Source organism: Streptococcus oralis subsp. dentisani (assembly GCF_002860905.1).
In the GTDB taxonomy this organism is placed as follows: domain Bacteria; phylum Bacillota; class Bacilli; order Lactobacillales; family Streptococcaceae; genus Streptococcus; species Streptococcus oralis_BA.
This window is the reverse complement of sequence record NZ_PKIG01000001.1, coordinates 16,900-35,718: the sequence shown is the minus strand read 5'-3', so window position 1 is coordinate 35,718 and position 18,819 is coordinate 16,900. Positions and strand designations below refer to the sequence as shown.

19 protein-coding genes and 3 riboswitches are annotated in these 18,819 nt (G+C 41.3%); of the genes, 17 read left to right on the top strand and 2 right to left on the bottom strand.

All coding sequences use genetic code 11. From position 1 onward, the window contains the following. Nucleotides 1–112: 112 nt before the first annotated feature. From lctO to thiE, 9 genes are all read left to right on the top strand, one after another. Nucleotides 113–1,249: an L-lactate oxidase gene (gene lctO / locus CYK16_RS00200; RefSeq protein WP_000120723.1), complete on the top strand. Its 1,137-nt coding sequence runs from the start codon at nt 113–115 to the stop codon at nt 1,247–1,249. A gap of 148 nt (nt 1,250–1,397) precedes the next feature. Next, nucleotides 1,398–1,486: riboswitch (TPP riboswitch) on the top strand. A 205-nt stretch (nt 1,487–1,691) separates the two neighbouring features. After that, entirely contained in the window at nt 1,692–2,360 is a 669-nt protein-coding gene (locus CYK16_RS00195) for a TenA family protein (RefSeq protein ID WP_060806255.1), read from the top strand. 123 nt (nt 2,361–2,483) lie between these two features. Beyond that, a riboswitch (TPP riboswitch) is annotated at nt 2,484–2,572 on the top strand. Nucleotides 2,573–2,729: 157 nt separating this feature from the next. Then, entirely contained in the window at nt 2,730–3,290 is a 561-nt protein-coding gene (locus CYK16_RS00190; RefSeq protein ID WP_000915274.1) for an ECF transporter S component, read from the top strand. Next, entirely contained in the window at nt 3,291–4,676 is a 1,386-nt protein-coding gene (locus CYK16_RS00185; protein ID WP_060806254.1) for an ATP-binding cassette domain-containing protein, read from the top strand. Between the two features lies 1 nt (nt 4,677). After that, a complete protein-coding gene (locus CYK16_RS00180) occupies nt 4,678–5,328 on the top strand; it encodes an energy-coupling factor transporter transmembrane component T (protein ID WP_060806253.1) in 651 nt (216 codons plus the stop codon). Nucleotides 5,329–5,338: 10 nt separating this feature from the next. Beyond that, nucleotides 5,339–6,031 (top strand): thiaminase II, encoded by a 693-nt coding sequence (tenA, locus tag CYK16_RS00175; protein WP_060806252.1) that lies wholly within the window; start codon nt 5,339–5,341, stop codon nt 6,029–6,031. 4 nt (nt 6,032–6,035) lie between these two features. Beyond that, nucleotides 6,036–6,560: an energy coupling factor transporter S component ThiW gene (gene thiW, locus CYK16_RS00170; protein WP_060806251.1), complete on the top strand. Its 525-nt coding sequence runs from the start codon at nt 6,036–6,038 to the stop codon at nt 6,558–6,560. Next, nucleotides 6,560–7,375, top strand: coding sequence for a hydroxyethylthiazole kinase (gene thiM / locus CYK16_RS00165; protein WP_101776464.1), 816 nt, complete (start codon nt 6,560–6,562; stop codon nt 7,373–7,375). Before thiW ends, thiM begins: the two co-directional genes overlap by 1 nt. After that, the gene (gene thiE / locus CYK16_RS00160; RefSeq protein WP_101776463.1) at nt 7,356–7,988 is read left to right on the top strand and encodes a thiamine phosphate synthase; all 633 of its coding nucleotides are present in this window, start codon (nt 7,356–7,358) and stop codon (nt 7,986–7,988) included. The genes thiM and thiE overlap by 20 nt, the downstream gene beginning before the upstream one ends. A gap of 159 nt (nt 7,989–8,147) precedes the next feature. Here the strand turns inward: thiE and thiD are convergent, their stop codons facing one another. After that, entirely contained in the window at nt 8,148–8,939 is a 792-nt protein-coding gene (gene thiD, locus CYK16_RS00155) for a bifunctional hydroxymethylpyrimidine kinase/phosphomethylpyrimidine kinase (RefSeq protein ID WP_060806249.1), read from the bottom strand. A gap of 83 nt (nt 8,940–9,022) precedes the next feature. Next, nucleotides 9,023–9,120, bottom strand: a riboswitch (TPP riboswitch). Between the two features lie 183 nt (nt 9,121–9,303). Here thiD and CYK16_RS00150 point away from each other — a divergent pair. From CYK16_RS00150 to CYK16_RS00130, 5 genes are all read left to right on the top strand, one after another. Beyond that, nucleotides 9,304–9,699: a CopY/TcrY family copper transport repressor gene (locus CYK16_RS00150; protein ID WP_101776462.1), complete on the top strand. Its 396-nt coding sequence runs from the start codon at nt 9,304–9,306 to the stop codon at nt 9,697–9,699. A 10-nt stretch (nt 9,700–9,709) separates the two neighbouring features. After that, nucleotides 9,710–10,081, top strand: a complete 372-nt coding sequence (locus tag CYK16_RS00145) for a cupredoxin domain-containing protein (protein ID WP_000935055.1) — start codon at nt 9,710–9,712, stop codon at nt 10,079–10,081. A gap of 9 nt (nt 10,082–10,090) precedes the next feature. Continuing rightward, nucleotides 10,091–12,334 carry a heavy metal translocating P-type ATPase gene (locus CYK16_RS00140; RefSeq protein ID WP_101776461.1) on the top strand — a complete coding sequence of 748 codons (2,244 nt, stop codon included), beginning with the start codon at nt 10,091–10,093 and terminating at the stop codon, nt 12,332–12,334. Between the two features lie 322 nt (nt 12,335–12,656). Continuing rightward, the gene (spxB, locus tag CYK16_RS00135; RefSeq protein WP_033681403.1) at nt 12,657–14,432 is read left to right on the top strand and encodes a pyruvate oxidase; all 1,776 of its coding nucleotides are present in this window, start codon (nt 12,657–12,659) and stop codon (nt 14,430–14,432) included. Nucleotides 14,433–14,586: 154 nt separating this feature from the next. Beyond that, nucleotides 14,587–14,934, top strand: a complete 348-nt coding sequence (locus CYK16_RS00130) for a VOC family protein (RefSeq protein ID WP_060806246.1) — start codon at nt 14,587–14,589, stop codon at nt 14,932–14,934. Between the two features lie 180 nt (nt 14,935–15,114). On the opposite strand, the gene CYK16_RS00125 is transcribed toward CYK16_RS00130, so the two are convergent. Then, nucleotides 15,115–15,459, bottom strand: coding sequence for a lipopolysaccharide assembly protein LapA domain-containing protein (locus CYK16_RS00125; protein ID WP_000913393.1), 345 nt, complete (start codon nt 15,457–15,459; stop codon nt 15,115–15,117). A gap of 326 nt (nt 15,460–15,785) precedes the next feature. Between CYK16_RS00125 and CYK16_RS00120 the strand changes: the two genes are divergently transcribed. The 3 genes from CYK16_RS00120 to manA all read left to right on the top strand — a co-directional run bounded on the left by CYK16_RS00120 (nt 15,786) and on the right by manA (nt 18,759). Further along, nucleotides 15,786–16,046 carry a SemiSWEET family transporter gene (locus tag CYK16_RS00120; RefSeq protein WP_001291472.1) on the top strand — a complete coding sequence of 87 codons (261 nt, stop codon included), beginning with the start codon at nt 15,786–15,788 and terminating at the stop codon, nt 16,044–16,046. Nucleotides 16,047–16,254: 208 nt separating this feature from the next. Further along, nucleotides 16,255–17,694: a 6-phospho-beta-glucosidase gene (locus CYK16_RS00115; RefSeq protein ID WP_000136868.1), complete on the top strand. Its 1,440-nt coding sequence runs from the start codon at nt 16,255–16,257 to the stop codon at nt 17,692–17,694. Nucleotides 17,695–17,814: 120 nt separating this feature from the next. Continuing rightward, entirely contained in the window at nt 17,815–18,759 is a 945-nt protein-coding gene (gene manA / locus CYK16_RS00110; RefSeq protein WP_033685221.1) for a mannose-6-phosphate isomerase, class I, read from the top strand. Nucleotides 18,760–18,819: the final 60 nt, after the last annotated feature.

The following is an 18,819-nucleotide window of genomic DNA, read 5'->3' as shown; positions in this document are numbered from 1 at the left end:
GACATAAAATTTCTGAAATTTCCAAACAAAATATTTGAAAAATTTTGAAAAAAGAGTTAAGATATTTTTGTAATATACAAAGTAAACGCTTACTTATCAAGGAGGGCATTTTATGTCATACAAAACAAGCAATGCAGAAGGCCATGTAGACTTCATCAACACCTATGATTTGGAACCAATGGCGCAACAAGTGATTCCTAAAGCAGCATTTGGCTATATCGCTAGTGGAGCGGAAGATACTTTCACTTTACGTGAGAATATTCGCGCCTTTAACCACAAACTCATCGTTCCGCATACGCTTTGCAATGTAGAAAATCCAAGTACAGAGATTGAATTTGCAGGCGAAAAATTGTCTTCACCAATCATTATGGCGCCTGTTGCGGCTCATAAATTGGCAAATGAACAGGGTGAAGTGGCGACTGCGCGTGGTGTGCATGAGTTTGGTTCCCTCTATACAACCAGTTCTTACTCTACTGTCGACCTTCCAGAAATTACAGAAGCCCTTCAAGGGACACCACATTGGTTCCAATTTTACTTTAGTAAAGATGACGGAATCAATCGCCACATCATGGACCGTGTGAAAGCTGAAGGTTATAAAGCGATTGTCTTGACAGCAGATGCTACTGTAGGGGGCAATCGTGAAGTAGACAAGCGTAATGGCTTTGTCTTCCCAGTTGGTATGCCGATTGTTGAAGAATATCTGCCAGAAGGTGCTGGAAAATCAATGGACTTTGTTTACAAATCAGCTAAACAACGTTTGTCTCCACGTGATGTAGAATTCATCGCTGAATACTCAGGACTTCCTGTTTATGTCAAGGGACCACAATGCCGTGAGGACGTTGAACGTTCGCTTGCTGCGGGAGCTTCTGGTATCTGGGTAACCAACCATGGTGGCCGTCAAATTGACGGTGGACCAGCTGCCTTTGATTCACTTCAAGAAGTAGCAGAAGCAGTTGATAAACGTGTACCAATCGTCTTTGACTCAGGTATTCGTCGTGGCCAACATGTCTTTAAAGCCTTGGCTTCAGGAGCAGACTTGGTAGCTATTGGTCGCCCTGTTATCTATGGCTTGGCCCTTGGTGGTAGTGTCGGTGTACGCCAAGTCTTTGAACACTTGAATGCGGAATTGAAGACAGTCATGCAATTGTCTGGAACTCAGACCATTGAAGATGTTAAACACTTTAAACTTCGTCATAACCCATACAACCCAACCTTCCCAGTTGACCCACGCGACTTAAAATTGTATTGATAAAAGAGATTGCCTCCACTTGATGTGGAGGTTTTTCTTCGTCTATAGGAGGAAGAAATCACCATTAAAAACAATATAAATATATTTTCTAATCAAATATCTTGCTAGGGCTTTCATTTTTTGCTATACTGGTGCAGTAATTAAATAATAAAGACATTTGGGGTGCTTTAGGCTGAGATGATACCCATTGAACCTGATACAGTTAATACTGGCGAAGGGAAATGTGAAACGTTTTTTCGTATGGCGAAATGAACAATCTAATCTTGTAAGCTAAACTCTAATTCTTGATTGTAATTGGAGTTTTTTTGTTTATACAAACTGGATAGGCTTGTTTAGGTATCTCTCTGCAAATGCCCTCGATTTTCTTTAAAAAGGTCAAGTAAAACTAGGATTTTCTTGATGTTTTGTTGATTACGAACGAGTAAAGAGAGGAAAAGTAAATATGGAAACACAAGACTATGCATTTGAGCCAGGTTTGACTGTTGGAGAATTATTAAAAAGCAGTCAGAAGGATTGGCAGGTTGCAATCAATCATCGTTTTGTTAAGGAACTTTTTGCGGGGACAATTGAGAATAAGGTCTTAAAAGACTACCTAATTCAAGATTACCACTTCTTTGATGCCTTCTTATCCATGCTGGGTGCTTGCGTAGCCCACGCAGACCAGCTTGAATCCAAGCTTCGTTTTGCCAAGCAACTAGGCTTTCTTGAAGCAGATGAAGACGGTTATTTCCAAAAGGCTTTCAAAGAGTTAAAAGTATCTGAGAATGACTATCTGGAAGTGACCTTGCATCCTGTAACAAAAGCCTTTCAGGAGCTTATGTATTCTGCTGTTTCATCATCAGACTACGCTTATCTTTTGGTCATGCTGGTCATTGCAGAAGGTCTCTATTTAGACTGGGGTTCTAAAGATTTGGCTTTACCTGAAACCTATATTCATTCGGAATGGATCAATCTCCACAGAGGTCCTTTCTTTGCAGAGTGGGTTCAATTTCTGGTTGACGAACTCAATCGTGTTGGGAAAGGTCTAGAAGATTTGACAGAACTTCAGCAACGCTGGAACCAAGCAGTTTCTCTAGAATTAGCCTTTTTTGATATTGGTTATGAATTATAGGATGAATTTAATCTTTTTATATAGATTAAAAGAATTAACAAACAAAATATATAAATATATTTTCCAGCCAAATATCTTGCTAGGGCTTTCAATTTCTGTTATACTAGCACAGTAATTAAATAATAAAGACATTTGGGGTGCTTTAGGCTGAGATGATACCCATTGAACCTGATACAGTTAATACTGGCGAAGGGAAATGTGAAAAGTTTTTTTCGTATGTCGAAAAGAACTGTCTAATCTTGTAAGCTAAACTCTAATTCTTGATTGTAATTGGAGTTTTTTTGTTTATTAAAAGAGGATAGGCTGGACGTTAAGCCTTTCGGTAGCTCACCTTGTATGCCCCACTTGTCTTTGAAAAAGGAGTTTTTTATGTTGAAAAAATGGCAATTAAAAGATGTTATCTTACTTGCTTTCTTGTCTATCTTTTTTGGTGGCGTTTTTGTGGGATCCGGCTATCTGTTTGATATCCTCACTCTGATTTTAGCACCTCTTGGTTTACAGGCCTTTGCCAATGAAATCCTCTTTGGTCTCTGGTGTATGGCTGCGCCCATTGCGGCCATCTTTGTTCCAAGAGTCGGAAGTGCAACGATTGGTGAAGTGCTAGCTGCGCTTGCTGAAGTCCTTTATGGTAGCCAATTCGGTCTAGGTGCCCTTTTGTCTGGCTTGGTTCAAGGTTTGGGAAGTGAACTTGGTTTTATCGTAACCAAGAATCGCTATGAAAGTTGGCTCTCTCTAACTGCTAATAGTATTGGGATTACGCTTGTTAGCTTTGTCTATGAATACATTAAGTTAGGTTACTACGCCTTCTCCCTTCCTTTTGTCCTTTCCTTGTTTGTGGTGCGCTTTATTTCTGTCTTTTTCTTCTGTACCATCTTGGTTCGTGCCATTGTCAAACTTTATCATCAGTTTGCAGCTGGGGGCAAGGCATAGATGGGGCTGGAACTACGAGCGATTCAGTCCCCAATCTTCTCTGAACCGCTTGATTTTACTTTTCATGCGCAAGCCTTTACTTTGTTAGTTGGGAGCAGTGGTTCAGGAAAATCTAGCCTCTTTCAAATGATCGCCCAAGTCAGTTCTCTTCCCTATAGCGGTCAAGTCCTGATAAATGGGAGCGAGGTCAGTCAGCTTTCTATCATCGAACGTGTCCAGACGGTTGGTATCCTCTTTCAAAATCCCAATCATCAATTTACCATGGAGAACTTGTTTGAGGAGCTGATTTTTACCTTGGAGAATATTGAGCATCCCGTTCAGGAAATTGATTCTAAAATAGCAGAGGTTGTCCAGCAATGTCGCTGCGAGAAGATCTTGCACCGTCCAATTCATCACTTATCAGGTGGAGAAAAGCAAAAGGCTGCTTTGGCTGTTCTCTTTGCTATGAATCCTAGGGTCTATCTCTTGGATGAGCCCTTCGCTTCCATTGACCGCAAGAGTAGGATAGAGATATTGGAGATTCTAAAAGAGTTGGTCTCTGATGGGAAGACAGTTGTTTTGTGCGACCATGATTTATCTGATTATGAAGCCTATATCGACCATATGGTGGAGCTAAGAGACGGACAACTAAGGAAAATAAATCAAATCCCTGCCTCTGAAATGACACAGGCTGTTTCAAAGGAAGTTGCTTCTAGCCCGGAACTGTTCCATATGGATCGAACGACTTGTGAGCTAGATAAGCGTCCCCTCTTTTCGATTGTGGATTTTACATTTTACCAAGGAATTTCCTGTATCTTGGGTGACAATGGTGTCGGGAAATCAACCCTCTTTCGGTCTATTCTTCAATTTCAAAAGTATAAGGGGCGCATTACCTGGAAGGGGACAGTCCTGAAAAAGAAAAAGGGTTTGTATCGTGACCTGACGGGTGTTGTTCAGGAAGCTGAGAAACAGTTTATCCGAGTCAGTCTGCGAGAGGAACTTCAATTAAATGGACCTGATTCTGAAAGAAATCAGCGGATTCTTCAAGCTTTACGATATTTTGACTTAGAGAAGTCTCTTGATAAGAGCCCCTATCAATTAAGTGGTGGTCAGCAAAAGATTCTTCAGCTCTTGACTATCTTGACTAGCAAGGCTTCTGTGATCTTGCTGGATGAACCTTTTGCAGGTTTGGATGATAGAGCTTGCCATTATTTTTGTCAGTGGATTCTGGAGGAGAGAAATCAAGGAAGAAGTTTTTTGATCATTAGCCATCGTTTAGATCCCTTGATCTCTGTGGTTGATTATTGGATTGAAATGACTAGTCAGGGTCTTAGTCATGTGAAAGCAGTGACAATTACCAAACCACTCACACATCAGAGTAGCAATACTCAAGGGGAGGTGAGGTAGTATGGTCAAAGTAGCAACCCAGACACCGATTATCAGTCTCTTCTTGCTGATTTTATCCTTGGAAACATCTTTCATTCCTTCGATTGCTCTGAATCTTTCGGTAGTCGCATTTTGTATTCTCTTTATGCTCTATTACCGTCGATTTAAAGTATTGGCTTGGATGATTCTGCTCGCCATTTTGCCATCTTTTGCCAACTACTGGGCAGTTCAGTTACATGGAGATGCTTCGCAGGCAGTCATGCTCGGAACGAGGGCCTTTGTGACCGTTTGTATCGGCCTTGTCTTTGTTTCCTCTATTTCCCTAAAAGAGCTTCTTTTGTACTTGGCTCAAAAGGGGTTATCACGCTCTTGGGCCTATGCCTTGATTGTGGTATTTAATTCCTTCCCCCTTATCCAGCAAGAAATCAAGTCCCTCAAGGAAGCGTGCTTATTACGCGGTCAAGAACTGCACTTTTGGTCTCCCTTGATTTACAGCAAGGTTCTGATGACAGTCTTTAGGTGGCGTCATCTTTATCTGAGAGCTCTGTCAGCGCATGGATATGACGAACATGCACAGGTGGAGAATCGCTATCGGACTTTTTATATTCCTCAAAGGACACTATTCATCTACCTGCTTTTCTTTTTATTGCTTCAAACCAGTCTATTTTTATAAAGGAGTTATTATGGAATTTACAGATATTGCGATGGAATTATCCAAGGAAGCTTGGCAGGCTTCCTTTCATCATCCCTTTATTTTACAGTTGCAAGAGGGGAATTTAGAACCTGCCATTTTCCGCTATTACCTGATTCAGGATGCCTACTATCTGAAGGCTTTCTCAGAAATCTATCACCTTTTGGCTGATAAGACTTCAAACCAAGAGATGAAAAGACTCTTGAAACAAAATGCTCAGAGTCTAGTGGAAGGTGAGTTATTTATCCGCCAACAATTTTTCAAGGAATTGGAAATCAGCGACCAGGAAATGGAGCAACACCCAATCGCTCCAACCTGCTATCATTATATCTCTCATATTTATCGTCAATTTGCAGAGCCAAACTTGGGCATTGCCTTTGCAAGTTTGCTGCCTTGTCCTTGGTTATACCATGATATAGGCAAATCACTTAATCTTAAACCATCACCAAATCCTCTCTACCAACAATGGATTGAAACTTATATTACGGATGAGTTGGAGCAGCAGATCAGAGAGGAAGAAGCTTTGGTCAATCAACTCTATCGAGAAAGTGATGAGACAGACAGGAAAAAAATGCTAGATGCCTTCCACATCAGTGTTCATATGGAAGCCAAGTTTTGGGAAATGGCCTACCAACACCAGACATGGAAGAGCGATTTACAGTCTTTAGAAACAGGAGAAGAATAGAAACATGAGAAAGCACCAATTGCAAGTTCACAAATTAACCATTTTATCCATGATGATTGCCCTTGATGTAGTCCTTACGCCTATCTTTCGGATTGAGGGAATGGCACCGATGTCCAGTGTAGTCAATATTCTAGCAGGAATCATGATGGGACCTGTTTATGCTTTGGTTATGGCTACAGTGACAGCCTTTATCCGTATGACGACTCAAGGGATTCCGCCTTTGGCTCTCACAGGAGCGACTTTTGGAGCCCTTCTAGCAGGTCTCTTTTATAAGTATGGTCGAAAATTTCATTATTCCGCTCTAGGAGAAATTTTGGGAACAGGTATTATTGGTTCTATTGTTTCCTATCCTGTTATGGTACTCTTTACAGGATCAGCTGCTAAGCTTAGCTGGTTTATCTACACGCCTCGATTTTTCGGAGCAACCTTGATTGGTACAGCGATTTCCTTTATTGCCTTTCGATTTTTAATCAAGCAGGAATTCTTTAAAAAAGTTCAGGGATATTTCTTTGGTGAAAGGATAGACTGATGCAGGCATTTACAAATCCTTTTCCTCTGGAAACGACTTCCCTCATTCACTGTATTACCAATGAGATTTCTTGTGAGATGCTAGCAAATGGGATTTTGGCTCTGGGATGTAAACCAGTTATGGCAGATGATCCCCGTGAGGTTCTTGATTTTACTAAGCAAAGCCAGGCGCTCTTCATCAATTTGGGGCATTTGTCAGCTGAGAAGGAAAAAGCAATCCGTATGGCAGCTTCTTATGCAGATAAAATTTGTCTCCCAATGGTAGTAGATGCTGTTGGCGTAACAGCTTCATCCATTCGTAAGAGCTTAGTCAGAGACCTTTTAGACTATAGACCTACGGTCCTTAAAGGAAACATGTCAGAAATTCGAAGTCTTGTTGGCTTAAAACATCACGGAGTTGGGGTCGATGCCAGTGCTAAAGATCAAGAAACTGAGGATTTGCTTCAAGTCTTGAAAGACTGGTGTCAGACCTATCCAGGTATGTCATTCTTAGTCACAGGCCCCAAGGACCTCATCGTTTCGAAGAATCAGGTCGCTGTACTGGGAAATGGCTGTGCAGAATTAGACTGGATAACAGGGACAGGAGATTTGGTTGGAGCTTTAACAGCTGTTTTTCTCAGCCAAGGAAAGACTGCCTTTGAAGCTTCGTGTCTAGCGGTCTCTTATCTTAATATCTCCGCTGAGAGAATAGTTGTTCAAGGAATGGGATTGGAAGATTTTCGATACGAAGTTCTCAATCAGCTTTCACTCCTAAAAAGAGATGAAAACTGGTTAGATGCCATCAAAGGAGATGTTTATGAACAGAGAGGCGCTTAGACTGTATCTTGTAACCAATCGCTACCAAGATTCCGTGGAAAGCTTTCTTGAAAAGGTTGAGACGGCTTGCCGTTCAGGGGTTACCATAGTCCAATTACGAGAAAAAAATCTCACAACCAATCAATATTATCAACTGGCGAAACAAGTCAAGGAAATAACAGATGCCTATCAGGTACCCTTGATAATCGATGATCGCTTGGATGTCTGTCTGGCGGTTGATGCTGCTGGTCTGCATATCGGAGACGATGAACTACCAGTTTCGGTTGCCCGCAAAGTCCTAGGTCCTGAAAAAATCCTCGGTGTCACAGCTAAAACTGTAAAAAGAGCCCTTGAGGCAGAAGAAGGAGGGGCGAATTACTTGGGGACAGGAGCCATTTTCCCGACTACGACCAAGGAAAATGCACCCATCACCCTGATTTCAACCTTGAAAACAATTTGCCAAACGGTTGCCATTCCAGTAGTTGCTATTGGAGGCTTGACGTCAGAGAACATTGAACAGCTTATTGGCACTGGCATAGCTGGTGTAGCTGTAGTGCGTGATTTGATGCAGGCAGAAGATATAGAGGCAAAAACGCAAGCCTTCTTAACAAAGTTGGATGACATTATTTTCTAATTAATACTCAATGAAAATCAAAGAGCAAACTAGGAAGCTAGTCGCAGGTTGCTCAAAGCAAAGTTTTGAGGTTACAGATAAAGCTGACGTAGTTTGAAGAGATTTTCAAAGAGTATAAAAACTCTCTAATTCCCTTAAAGCGGGAACTAGAGAGTTTTTTTAATCTTTAAAGCTTGTATGGTTGACTGGGCCAGAACCATGACCGAGTTGAGGAGTGTCTTGGATGGCTTTTGTGATAAATGCCTTGGCTTTATCGACTGCTTGATAGAGGGTTTTCCCCTTGGCTAGTTCAGCAGTAATCACTGCAGCAAAGGTACATCCAGTACCATGTGTATGACAGGTTTGAATTCGTGGACTTTCCCAGACAAATTGGTCATCCTTGGTAAAGAGGAAATCCTTGGCACCGCCTTCGAGATGCCCACCTTTGATGACCACAGACTGAGGACCAAATTCTTTTAAAATCAGGCGACCGGCACGCTGCATGTCTTCAGGATCATGGATTGAAAAACCAACAATCTCTTCTGCCTCAGGAAGATTCGGAGTGATAATAGTTGCAAGGGGAAGCAGGTTTGTTTTTAGGTAGGTTCTGGCACTAGTATCTATCAGGGTATCACCGCTTGTTGCGACCATAACAGGGTCAAGGACATAGGGACAATCCAGCTTTTTAAGATAGGGCTGGATGATTTCCATGATTTCAGTAGTTGCCAACATTCCAGTTTTTACAGCCTGAGGTGGAATATCCGAAAAGACACTCTCCAATTGGGCTTTTAACATTTGAGGAGAAACGTGCTCGATTAATTGAACACCTCTGGTATTTTGAGCGACAAGACTGGTCACAACAGCCATTCCATAGACATCTCTCGCTTGGAACGACTTTAAATCAGCCATAATGCCAGCACCACCACTAGGGTCAGTTCCTGCAATGGTCAAAGCAACGGGTAAATAAGTCATCTAAAACCTCCCAACCAACTGAAGTTTGTATTCTTAAGAACAAGCTAATCTGTTTCAGGAAGGCAATAGAAGACTGCTAGTCCCCATTATCATTTCCACTTCCATCAGCTAGCATTACCTAGATTGAGTCAAAGGGTCTAACAGTTGTTAATCTCAGCTTTACGCACCCCTAGTGGTTGTTTTCTTTTTTCTTTAGTATAGCATATTTTTATAGTTTATATAGTAAAATTTGATTGAAAATCCTTTATCAAATGGTTAAAATTCAAATTTTCAAAGAAAAGATTAATTTCATAGTTGACAAATGTAGATTTTAAAAGTATACTGATAACTGTGATTTACAAATGTAGATTTAGGAGGTGTGCTAATGCAGATTTCAGATGCAGAATGGCAGGTCATGAAAATTATTTGGATGCAAGGAGAGCAGACCAGTACGGATTTGATCAGGGTTCTGGCGGAGCGGTTCGATTGGTCCAAGTCAACCATTCAAACTCTTTTGGCTCGTTTGGTTGAGAAAGAGTGTCTGACAAGGAAAAAAGAAGGCAAGTTCTTTGTCTATTCAGCCCTTTTAACTTTGGAACAAAGTCGGGATTTACTTGTCCAAGATATCAAGGACAAGGTTTGTTCTCGTAGGATTAAGAACTTGTTGGCTGATTTGATTGCTGAATGTGATTTTACTCAGGCTGACTTGGAAGACTTGGAAGCTGTGATTTCTGAGAAGAAATCAAGCGCTGTAACAAAAGTAAAATGTAATTGTATGTAAAGGAGACGTCATGTTAAATAGTATTGTAACCATTATTTGTATTGCCCTTATCGCGTTTATCTTGTTTTGGTTTTTCAAAAAGCCTGAAAAATCTGGACAAAAGGCCCAGCAAAAAAAGGGCTACCAAGAGATTCGAGTGGAGGTCATGGGGGGCTATACGCCTGAGTTGATTATCCTCAAGAAATCAGTGCCAGCACGCATTGTCTTTGACCGCAAGGACCCTTCACCCTGTCTGGACCAAATTGTTTTTCCAGATTTTGGTGTACATGCGGACCTGCCTATGGGCGAAGAGTATGTAGTGGAAATCACGCCTGAGCAGGCTGGAGAGTATGGTTTCTCTTGTGGCATGAATATGATGCACGGCAAGATGATTGTAGAATAGGAGAATGATATGACTGAAATTGTAAAAGCAAGTCTTGAAAATTGTGTTCAAAAAATTCGTATCACGGCAGACAAAGGCTATCATCCAGCCCATATCCAGCTTCAAAAGGGAATTCCAGCTGAGATTACCTTTCATCGTGCTACGCCTTCAAACTGTTATAAGGAAATTCTTTTTGAAGAAGAAGGCATCTTAGAACCAATCGGCGTAGATGAGGAGAAAGTCATTCGTTTTACACCTCAAGAATTAGGTCAACATGAATTTTCTTGTGGCATGAAGATGCAAAAGGGGAGTTATACCGTAGTTGAGAAGACTCGAAAATCTCTATCACTTTTACAGCGTTTTTGGATTACTAGTATCTTTACTGTGCCTCTTGTGATTCTCATGATTGGGATGTCGACAGGAGGAATTAGTCACCAAGTCCTGCGTTGGGGAACCTTTTTAGCCACAACACCGATTATGCTAGTAGCAGGTGGTCCTTATATCCAAAGTGCTTGGGCTAGTTTTAAAAAGCACAATGCCAACATGGATACCTTGGTTGCTCTGGGAACCCTAGTGGCCTATTTCTATAGCTTAGTTGCCCTCTTCGCTGGCCTCCCCGTTTACTTTGAAAGTGCTGCATTTATCTTCTTCTTCGTTCTTATGGGAGCCGTTTTTGAGGAGAAAATGCGGAAAAATACTTCCCAAGCTGTGGAGAAATTACTTGACTTGCAGGCTAAAACAGCAGAAGTCTTGCGTGATGAACGCTATGTTCAAGTTCCTTTGGAACAAGTCAAGGTAGGCGACCTGATTCGAGTGCGTCCCGGTGAAAAGATTGCGGTTGATGGTATCGTAGTGGAAGGTGTCTCCAGTATTGATGAGTCTATGGTGACAGGTGAGAGTCTGCCTGTGGACAAGACAGTTGGAGATACTGTGATTGGCTCAACCATCAATAATAGTGGAACGCTTGTCTTTAGGGCAGAAAAAGTTGGCTCAGAGACTGTTTTGGCTCAGATTGTCGATTTTGTGAAAAAAGCTCAGACTAGCCGTGCGCCGATTCAAGATTTGACAGATAAAATTTCAGGGATTTTTGTCCCAGCAGTTGTCATTTTAGGGATTGTGACCTTCTGGGTTTGGTTCGTCTTGCTCAGGGATAGTGTAGTCGTGCTTGGAGCTAGCTTTGTGTCCTCTCTTCTCTATGGAGTGGCGGTTTTGATTATCGCCTGTCCTTGTGCCTTGGGACTTGCAACACCGACGGCCCTTATGGTGGGGACAGGTCGCAGTGCCAAGATGGGGGTTCTCCTCAAAAATGGAACGGTTCTACAGGAAATCCAGAAAGTCCAAACTATTGTTTTTGATAAGACAGGAACTTTGACGGAAGGGAAACCTGTGGTCACAGATATCATCGGCGACGAAGTAGAAGTGCTTGGATTGGCAGCTTCCTTGGAAGAAGCTTCTCAACACCCACTGGCTGAAGCCGTTGTGAAACGAGCGAGTGAAGCTGGACTTGAGTTTCAAACTGTTGAAAATTTCCAAGCCTTGCACGGAAAAGGTGTCTCAGGGCAAATCAATGGAAAACAAGTTTTGCTTGGAAATGCTAAAATGCTGGATGGCATGGATATTTCTAGCATTTATCAAGAAAAACTAGAAGAACTAGAAAAAGAAGCTAAGACAGTTGTTTTCTTGGCTGTGGACAATGAAATCAAAGGCTTGCTTGCTCTGCAAGATATTCCTAAGGAAAATGCTAAGCTTGCCATCAGTCAGTTGAAAAAACGAGGTCTTAAAACAGTCATGCTGACAGGAGACAATGCAGGTGTGGCGCGTGCTATTGCCGATCAGATCGGAATCGAAGAGGTCATTGCAGGTGTCTTACCAGAAGAAAAAGCCCATGAAATCCATAAACTACAAGCGACTGGAAAAGTAGCCTTTGTTGGTGACGGTATCAATGACGCTCCTGCCCTCAGTGTAGCAGATGTAGGGATTGCTATGGGAGCTGGAACAGATATCGCCATCGAGTCAGCAGATTTGGTGTTGACAACTAATAATCTCCTAGGAGTGGTTCGTGCCTTTGACATGAGTAAGAAAACCTTTCATCGTATTCTGCTCAATCTTTTCTGGGCCTTTATCTACAATGTCGCCGGAATTCCGATTGCAGCAGGAGTCTTTTCTGGTGTTGGACTGGCCCTCAATCCAGAACTAGCTGGTCTAGCCATGGCCTTTAGTTCTGTATCTGTTCTGACTAGTTCACTCTTACTAAACTTTAGTAAAATAGATTAAAAGCGGGCTTGCTCGCTTTTTATACTCTTTGAAAATCTCTTCAAACCACGTCAGCTTTATCTGTAACCTCAAAGCTGTGTTTTGAGCAACCTGCGGCTAGCTTTCTAGTTTGTTCTTTGATTTTCATTGAGTATTATAAAACAGAAACTAAAAACGTTTTCAAACTGTACTGTAATAGAGAATAGAAACTTCTGAGCAGATTCTTAGTAAAGTCAAAATAAATGTGATAAATTAGTAGTGTAAAAATTTACTGAAACGTTTTCAAAAACTATATGAAACCTTTTTTAGTAGATTTAAAAATATTTGAAGGAGAGTTATCATTATGACTCAAGGGAAAATTACTGCATCTGCAGCAATGCTTAATGTATTGAAAACATGGGGCGTAGACACAATTTACGGTATCCCATCAGGAACACTCAGTTCATTGATGGACGCTTTGGCTGAAGACAAAGATATCCGCTTCTTGCAAGTTCGCCACGAAGAAACAGGTGCTCTTGCAGCGGTTATGCAAGCTAAATTCGGCGGCTCAATCGGGGTTGCAGTTGGTTCAGGTGGTCCAGGTGCGACTCACTTGATTAACGGTGTTTACGATGCAGCTATGGATAACACTCCATTCCTAGCAATCCTTGGATCACGTCCAGTTAACGAATTGAACATGGATGCTTTCCAAGAATTGAACCAAAACCCAATGTACAACGGTATCGCTGTATATAACAAACGTGTAGCTTACGCTGAGCAATTGCCAAAAGTAATTGACGAAGCTTGCCGTGCTGCAGTTTCTAAAAAAGGTCCAGCTGTTGTTGAAATCCCAGTAAACTTCGGTTTCCAAGAAATCGACGAAAACTCATACTACGGTTCAGGTTCATACGAGCGTTCATTTATCGCTCCTGCTTTGAACGAAGTTGAAATCGATAAAGCTGTTGAAATCTTGAACAATGCTGAACGTCCAGTTATCTATGCTGGTTACGGTGGTGTTAAAGCTGGTGAAGTGATTACTGAATTGTCACGTAAAATCAAAGCACCAATCATCACAACTGGTAAAAACTTTGAAGCCTTTGAATGGAACTATGAAGGTTTGACAGGTTCTGCTTACCGTGTTGGTTGGAAGCCAGCCAACGAAGTGGTCTTTGAAGCAGACACAGTTCTTTTCCTTGGTTCAAACTTCCCATTTGCTGAAGTTTACGAAGCATTCAAGAATACTGAAAAATTCATCCAAGTCGATATCGACCCTTACAAACTTGGTAAACGTCATGCCCTAGACGCTTCAATCCTTGGTGATGCAGGTCAAGCAGCTAAAGCTATCCTTGACAAAGTGAACCCAGTTGAATCTACTCCATGGTGGCGTGCAAACGTTAAGAACAACCAAAACTGGCGTGATTACATGAACAAAATCGAAGGTAAAACTGAGGGTGAATTGCAATTGTATCAAGTTTACAATGCAATCAACAAACATGCTGATCAAGACGCTATCTACTCAATCGACGTAGGTGACACTACTCAAACATCTACTCGTCACCTTCACATGACACCTAAGAACATGTGGCGTACATCTCCACTCTTTGCGACAATGGGTATTGCCCTTCCTGGTGGTATCGCTGCTAAGAAAGACAATCCAGATCGCCAAGTATGGAACATCATGGGTGACGGTGCATTCAACATGTGCTACCCAGACGTTATCACAAACGTTCAATACGACCTTCCAGTTATCAACGTTGTCTTCTCAAATGGTAAATATGCCTTCATCAAGGACAAATACGAAGACACAAACAAACACTTGTTTGGTTGTGACTTCCCTAATGCTGACTATGCGAAAATCGCTGAAGCGCAAGGAGCTGTTGGATTTACAGTTGACCGTATCGAAGATATCGATGCAGTTGTTGCAGAAGCTGTTAAATTGAACAAAGAAGGTAAAACTGTTGTGATCGATGCTCGCATCACTCCACATCGTCCACTTCCAGTAGAAGTACTTGAATTGGATCCAAAACTTCACTCAGAAGAAGCAATCAAAGCCTTCAAGGAAAAATACGAAGCAGAAGAACTCGTACCATTCCGTCTCTTCTTGGAAGAAGAAGGGTTGCAATCACGCGCAATTAAATAATTTCTCTCGTCGAAAATCAAATTTAAACTGTGTTATCTTCACCTTGCCGTACTTCAGTACTGCCTGCGGTTCGATGCCTTGTTTATTCTTTGATTTTCTTAGAGCGAAACTTAAAAAGATCGGAGCAATCCGGTCTTTTTATGGAGGATAGTAAATGAATTTAAATCAATTAGATATTATCGTTTCCGATGTTCCACAAGTCTGTGCTGACTTGGAGCGTATTTTGGATAAAAAATCCGATTATGTTGATGACAGTTTTGCTCAGTTTACGATTGGCAGTCACTGTCTGATGTTGTCCCAAAATCATTTGATTCCTTTGGAAGATTTTCAGTCAGGAATCATTCTTCATATCGAGGTTGAGGATGTAGACCAGAACTACAAACGGTTGAACGAGCTTGGTATCCAGGTTTTAAACGGTCCAACTGTAACCGATTGGGGAACAGAGTCCTTATTAGTTAAAGGCCCTGCTGGTCTAGTGATTGATTTTTATCGTATGAAATAAGGCGTTTAGTTATTTGAAGATAACCTTAACTATTCTTAAAACAGAATGTGAGAATATGAACTATTGAAAGATCGGAGCAATCCGGTCTTTTTTGTATTTATGCGACTTTCAGTCCGTCTCGCTCCGTTAGGTGCGAGACAAAAAACCACCCGTTTTCACGGGTGGTTATGATTTCTACACTTATTGTTTGGCTTCCTGTTTTAATTGTTGCACCTGTTCCTCGTACTGGACAAGCTCCCTGTCTTTTATATTGATAGTCGCTTCTGCTTCAGCAATGCGGCTTCTCAGATCTTGAGTCTTGTTATGGTGATAGCTAATACCAATAGCACTACCAGCAATGATCCCGATTACTAGACAAGTAAAAATCACCAAAATCAAGGGAGCAGATAGTTGTGTAAAGACAAGACTGACAGTTACTGTTTGACGATTGAGTAGACCAAATGAGATCACAATGACTAATAAGCTCAAACCGCCAATTAGATAAGCCTTATCTTTCAGTGACAATTCATTAAATTTTTTTAGCATAAGTTCCTTTTCTCCTGACTATGTTGATAGAAAACTACACACCATTTAGGTATTAACAAAATTCATTTTACTAGAAAATTTCGATACTGTCAATAATTTCTAACGGCTTATTTACCATCAATCAATCGATTCATTGAAAAGGAGTATTCATTTTCTAATATTTGATTGAGTAAACAGAACGGAGCAATTCGGTCTTTTTTCTGTTCCCTCTTTCTTATAACAAGATTGTGATAGTTTATATCTTTATAACAAAAGTTTTAAAGACTTGATTGTTTTGAAAGAATATTTTAAAATAAGATTCAGTAAAAATGAAAGAGGTTTTGAAAATGTCTGAAAAACAAATGAAAATTTTAGGTTGGGTAGCGACCTTTATGTCTGTTATGATGTATGTGTCTTACTTCCCACAAATCATGAACAATCTGGCTGGTCAAAAAGGAAATTTCATCCAGCCCTTGGTTGCTGCCATCAACTGTAGTCTCTGGGTTTACTACGGTCTTTTCAAAAAAGAAAGAGATATCCCCCTTGCAGCAGCTAATGCACCAGGTATTATTTTTGGCCTAGTGACGGTTATTACAGCTTTGATTTAAAAGGAACAGAGGAGACTAGTTTTCAGTCTTCTTTTTTGTTTCAGGGGAGGCTATTTACTTTTTCTAGAGGATAATTTTTTAAAAAACAATCTGATAAACTTAAATAGTAGAATAGTATCAGTATGTCACAGTATTTTATAAGAAAAGGTTTACAGAATAAGTTATAATATAAGTAAATGAACAAGCAAATAAGAAAGTGAGTAGAGTTATGACCGAAAAACTGACTTTTCCGGATGGTTTCTTGTGGGGCGGAGCGACAGCTGCCAACCAGTGTGAGGGTGCTTATAATTTAGAAGGTCGTGGATTGGCGAATGTGGATGTCGTCCCCATCGGTCCAGATCGTGAAGCCATTATCACAGGTCAGAAAAAGATGTTTTCGTTTGAGGAGGGCTATTTTTACCCAGCCAAGCAAGCTATTGATATGTACCATCATTACAAGGAAGATATTGCCCTTTTTGCGGAAATGGGCTTTAAGACTTATCGTCTATCCATTGCTTGGACTCGGATTTTTCCTAAGGGCGACGAAACAGTGCCAAATGAAGCTGGTCTAGCCTTTTATGAGGATTTATTTAAGGAGTGCCACAAGTATGGTATCCAACCTCTGGTGACTATCACTCATTTCGACTGTCCTATGCACTTGATTACAGAGTACGGTGGTTGGCGCAATCGTCGGATGTTAGACTTCTATGAAAAACTTTGTCGCACACTCTTTACCCGCTATAAGGGTTTGGTCAAATATTGGCTTACCTTCAACGAAATCAACATGATTCTCCATGCCCCCTTTATGGGAGCTGGGCTCTGTTTTGAAGAAGGAGAAAATCAAGAACTGGTTAAATATCAGGCTGCACACTATGAGTTGGTAGCTTCAGCTCTTGCGACAAAGATTGCCCACGAAATTGACCCAGAAAATAAGGTGGGATGTATGTTGGCTGCAGGGCAATACTATCCTAACACAGCCCATCCAAGAGACTACTGGGCAGCCATGGAGGAAGACCGCAAGAGTTACTTCTTCATTGATGTTCAAGCGCGTGGGGAATACCCAAACTACGCCAAGAAGCAGTGGGAGCGTGAGCGAATCGAGATTCAAATGACTGCAGAAGATTTAGAGTTGTTGAAGGACAATACTGTTGACTTTGTTTCCTTCTCTTACTATGCAAGTCTAGTAGCCTCAGGTGATCCAGAAGTTAAAGAATTAACTGCTGGAAATATCTTTGCCTCTCTCAAAAATCCTTATCTTGAATCCTCAGAATGGGGATGGCAGATTGACCCACTTGGTCTTCGTATCACCCTCAATGCTATCTGGGATCGTTACCAAAAGCCAATGTTCATCGTGGAAAACGGTCTAGGTGCTATGGATACACCGGATGAGAATGGTCATGTAGCAGATGACTATCGGATTGCTTACTTAGAGGCTCATATCAAGGCCATGCGAGATGCCATTTACCAAGATGGCGTTGACTTGCTTGGTTATACGACTTGGGGCTGTATCGATCTGGTTTCAGCTGGAACAGGCGAAATGAACAAGCGCTATGGCTTTATCTATGTAGATCGAGATAATGCTGGTCATGGAAGCCTCAAACGTAGCAAGAAGAAATCCTTCTACTGGTACAAGGATGTCATTGCCAGCAATGGTGCAAGCATTGAGTAGAGCACATTTGTTCACTATTTTTATAAAATCTTCTCCCTACTTTATAATATGTGAAAAAGAGTTCAATTAGATGGAGCTTTTTGCTATAATGAGGGGAGAAAAATCAGACAGGAGATCGACATGTCAGAACCATTATTTTTACAATCAGTTATGCAAGAAAAAATCTGGGGTGGAACCAAGCTACGTGATGAGTTTGGTTACGACATCCCAAGTGAAAAAATCGGAGAATATTGGGCCATCTCAGCCCATCCAAATGGAGTCTCTAAAGTTTCCAATGGTCGTTTTGAGGGGACAGACCTAGCTACTTTGTATGCAGAACACCGTGAATTGTTTGGCAATCGTCCAGAACCTGTATTTCCACTGTTGACCAAGATTCTGGATGCCAACGACTGGCTCAGTGTACAAGTTCACCCAGACGATGCCTATGGACTAGAGCATGAAGGCGAGCTTGGAAAAACAGAATGCTGGTATATTATCGCTGCAGACGAAGGTTCAGAGATTATCTACGGTCACAATGCCAAGTCAAAAGAAGAACTCCGCCAGCAAATCGAGGACAAGAATTGGGATGCCTTGTTGACAAAAGTACCAGTTAAAGCTGGAGATTTCTTCTATGTGCCAAGTGGCACTATGCATGCTATTGGTGCGGGCATCTTGATTCTTGAAACCCAGCAGTCTAGTGACACCACCTATCGTGTCTATGACTTTGACCGTAAGGATGATAATGGTAACTTGCGTGAACTTCACCTTGAAAAATCCATTGATGTCTTGAACATTGGTGAGCCTGCAAATAGCCGTCCTGTAACTGTTAAAGCAGATGATTTGCGTTCCACTCTCCTTGTATCCAATGATTTCTTTGCAGTTTACAAGTGGGAAATTACTGGAAAAGTTGACTTCGAAAAGACAGCTGACTACAGCTTGTTTAGTGTCTTAGCTGGTCAAGGTCAACTGACTGTTGACGGAAAAAACTATCCAATCCAAAAAGGTAGCCACTTTATCCTACCAAGTGATGTTGAAGCTTGGACCTTGGAAGGACAAGATTTGGAATTGATTGTTAGTCATCCATAAAAAAGAAAGGGCCTGAGTTCATACTCAATGAAAATCAAAGAGCAAACTAGGAAACTAGCC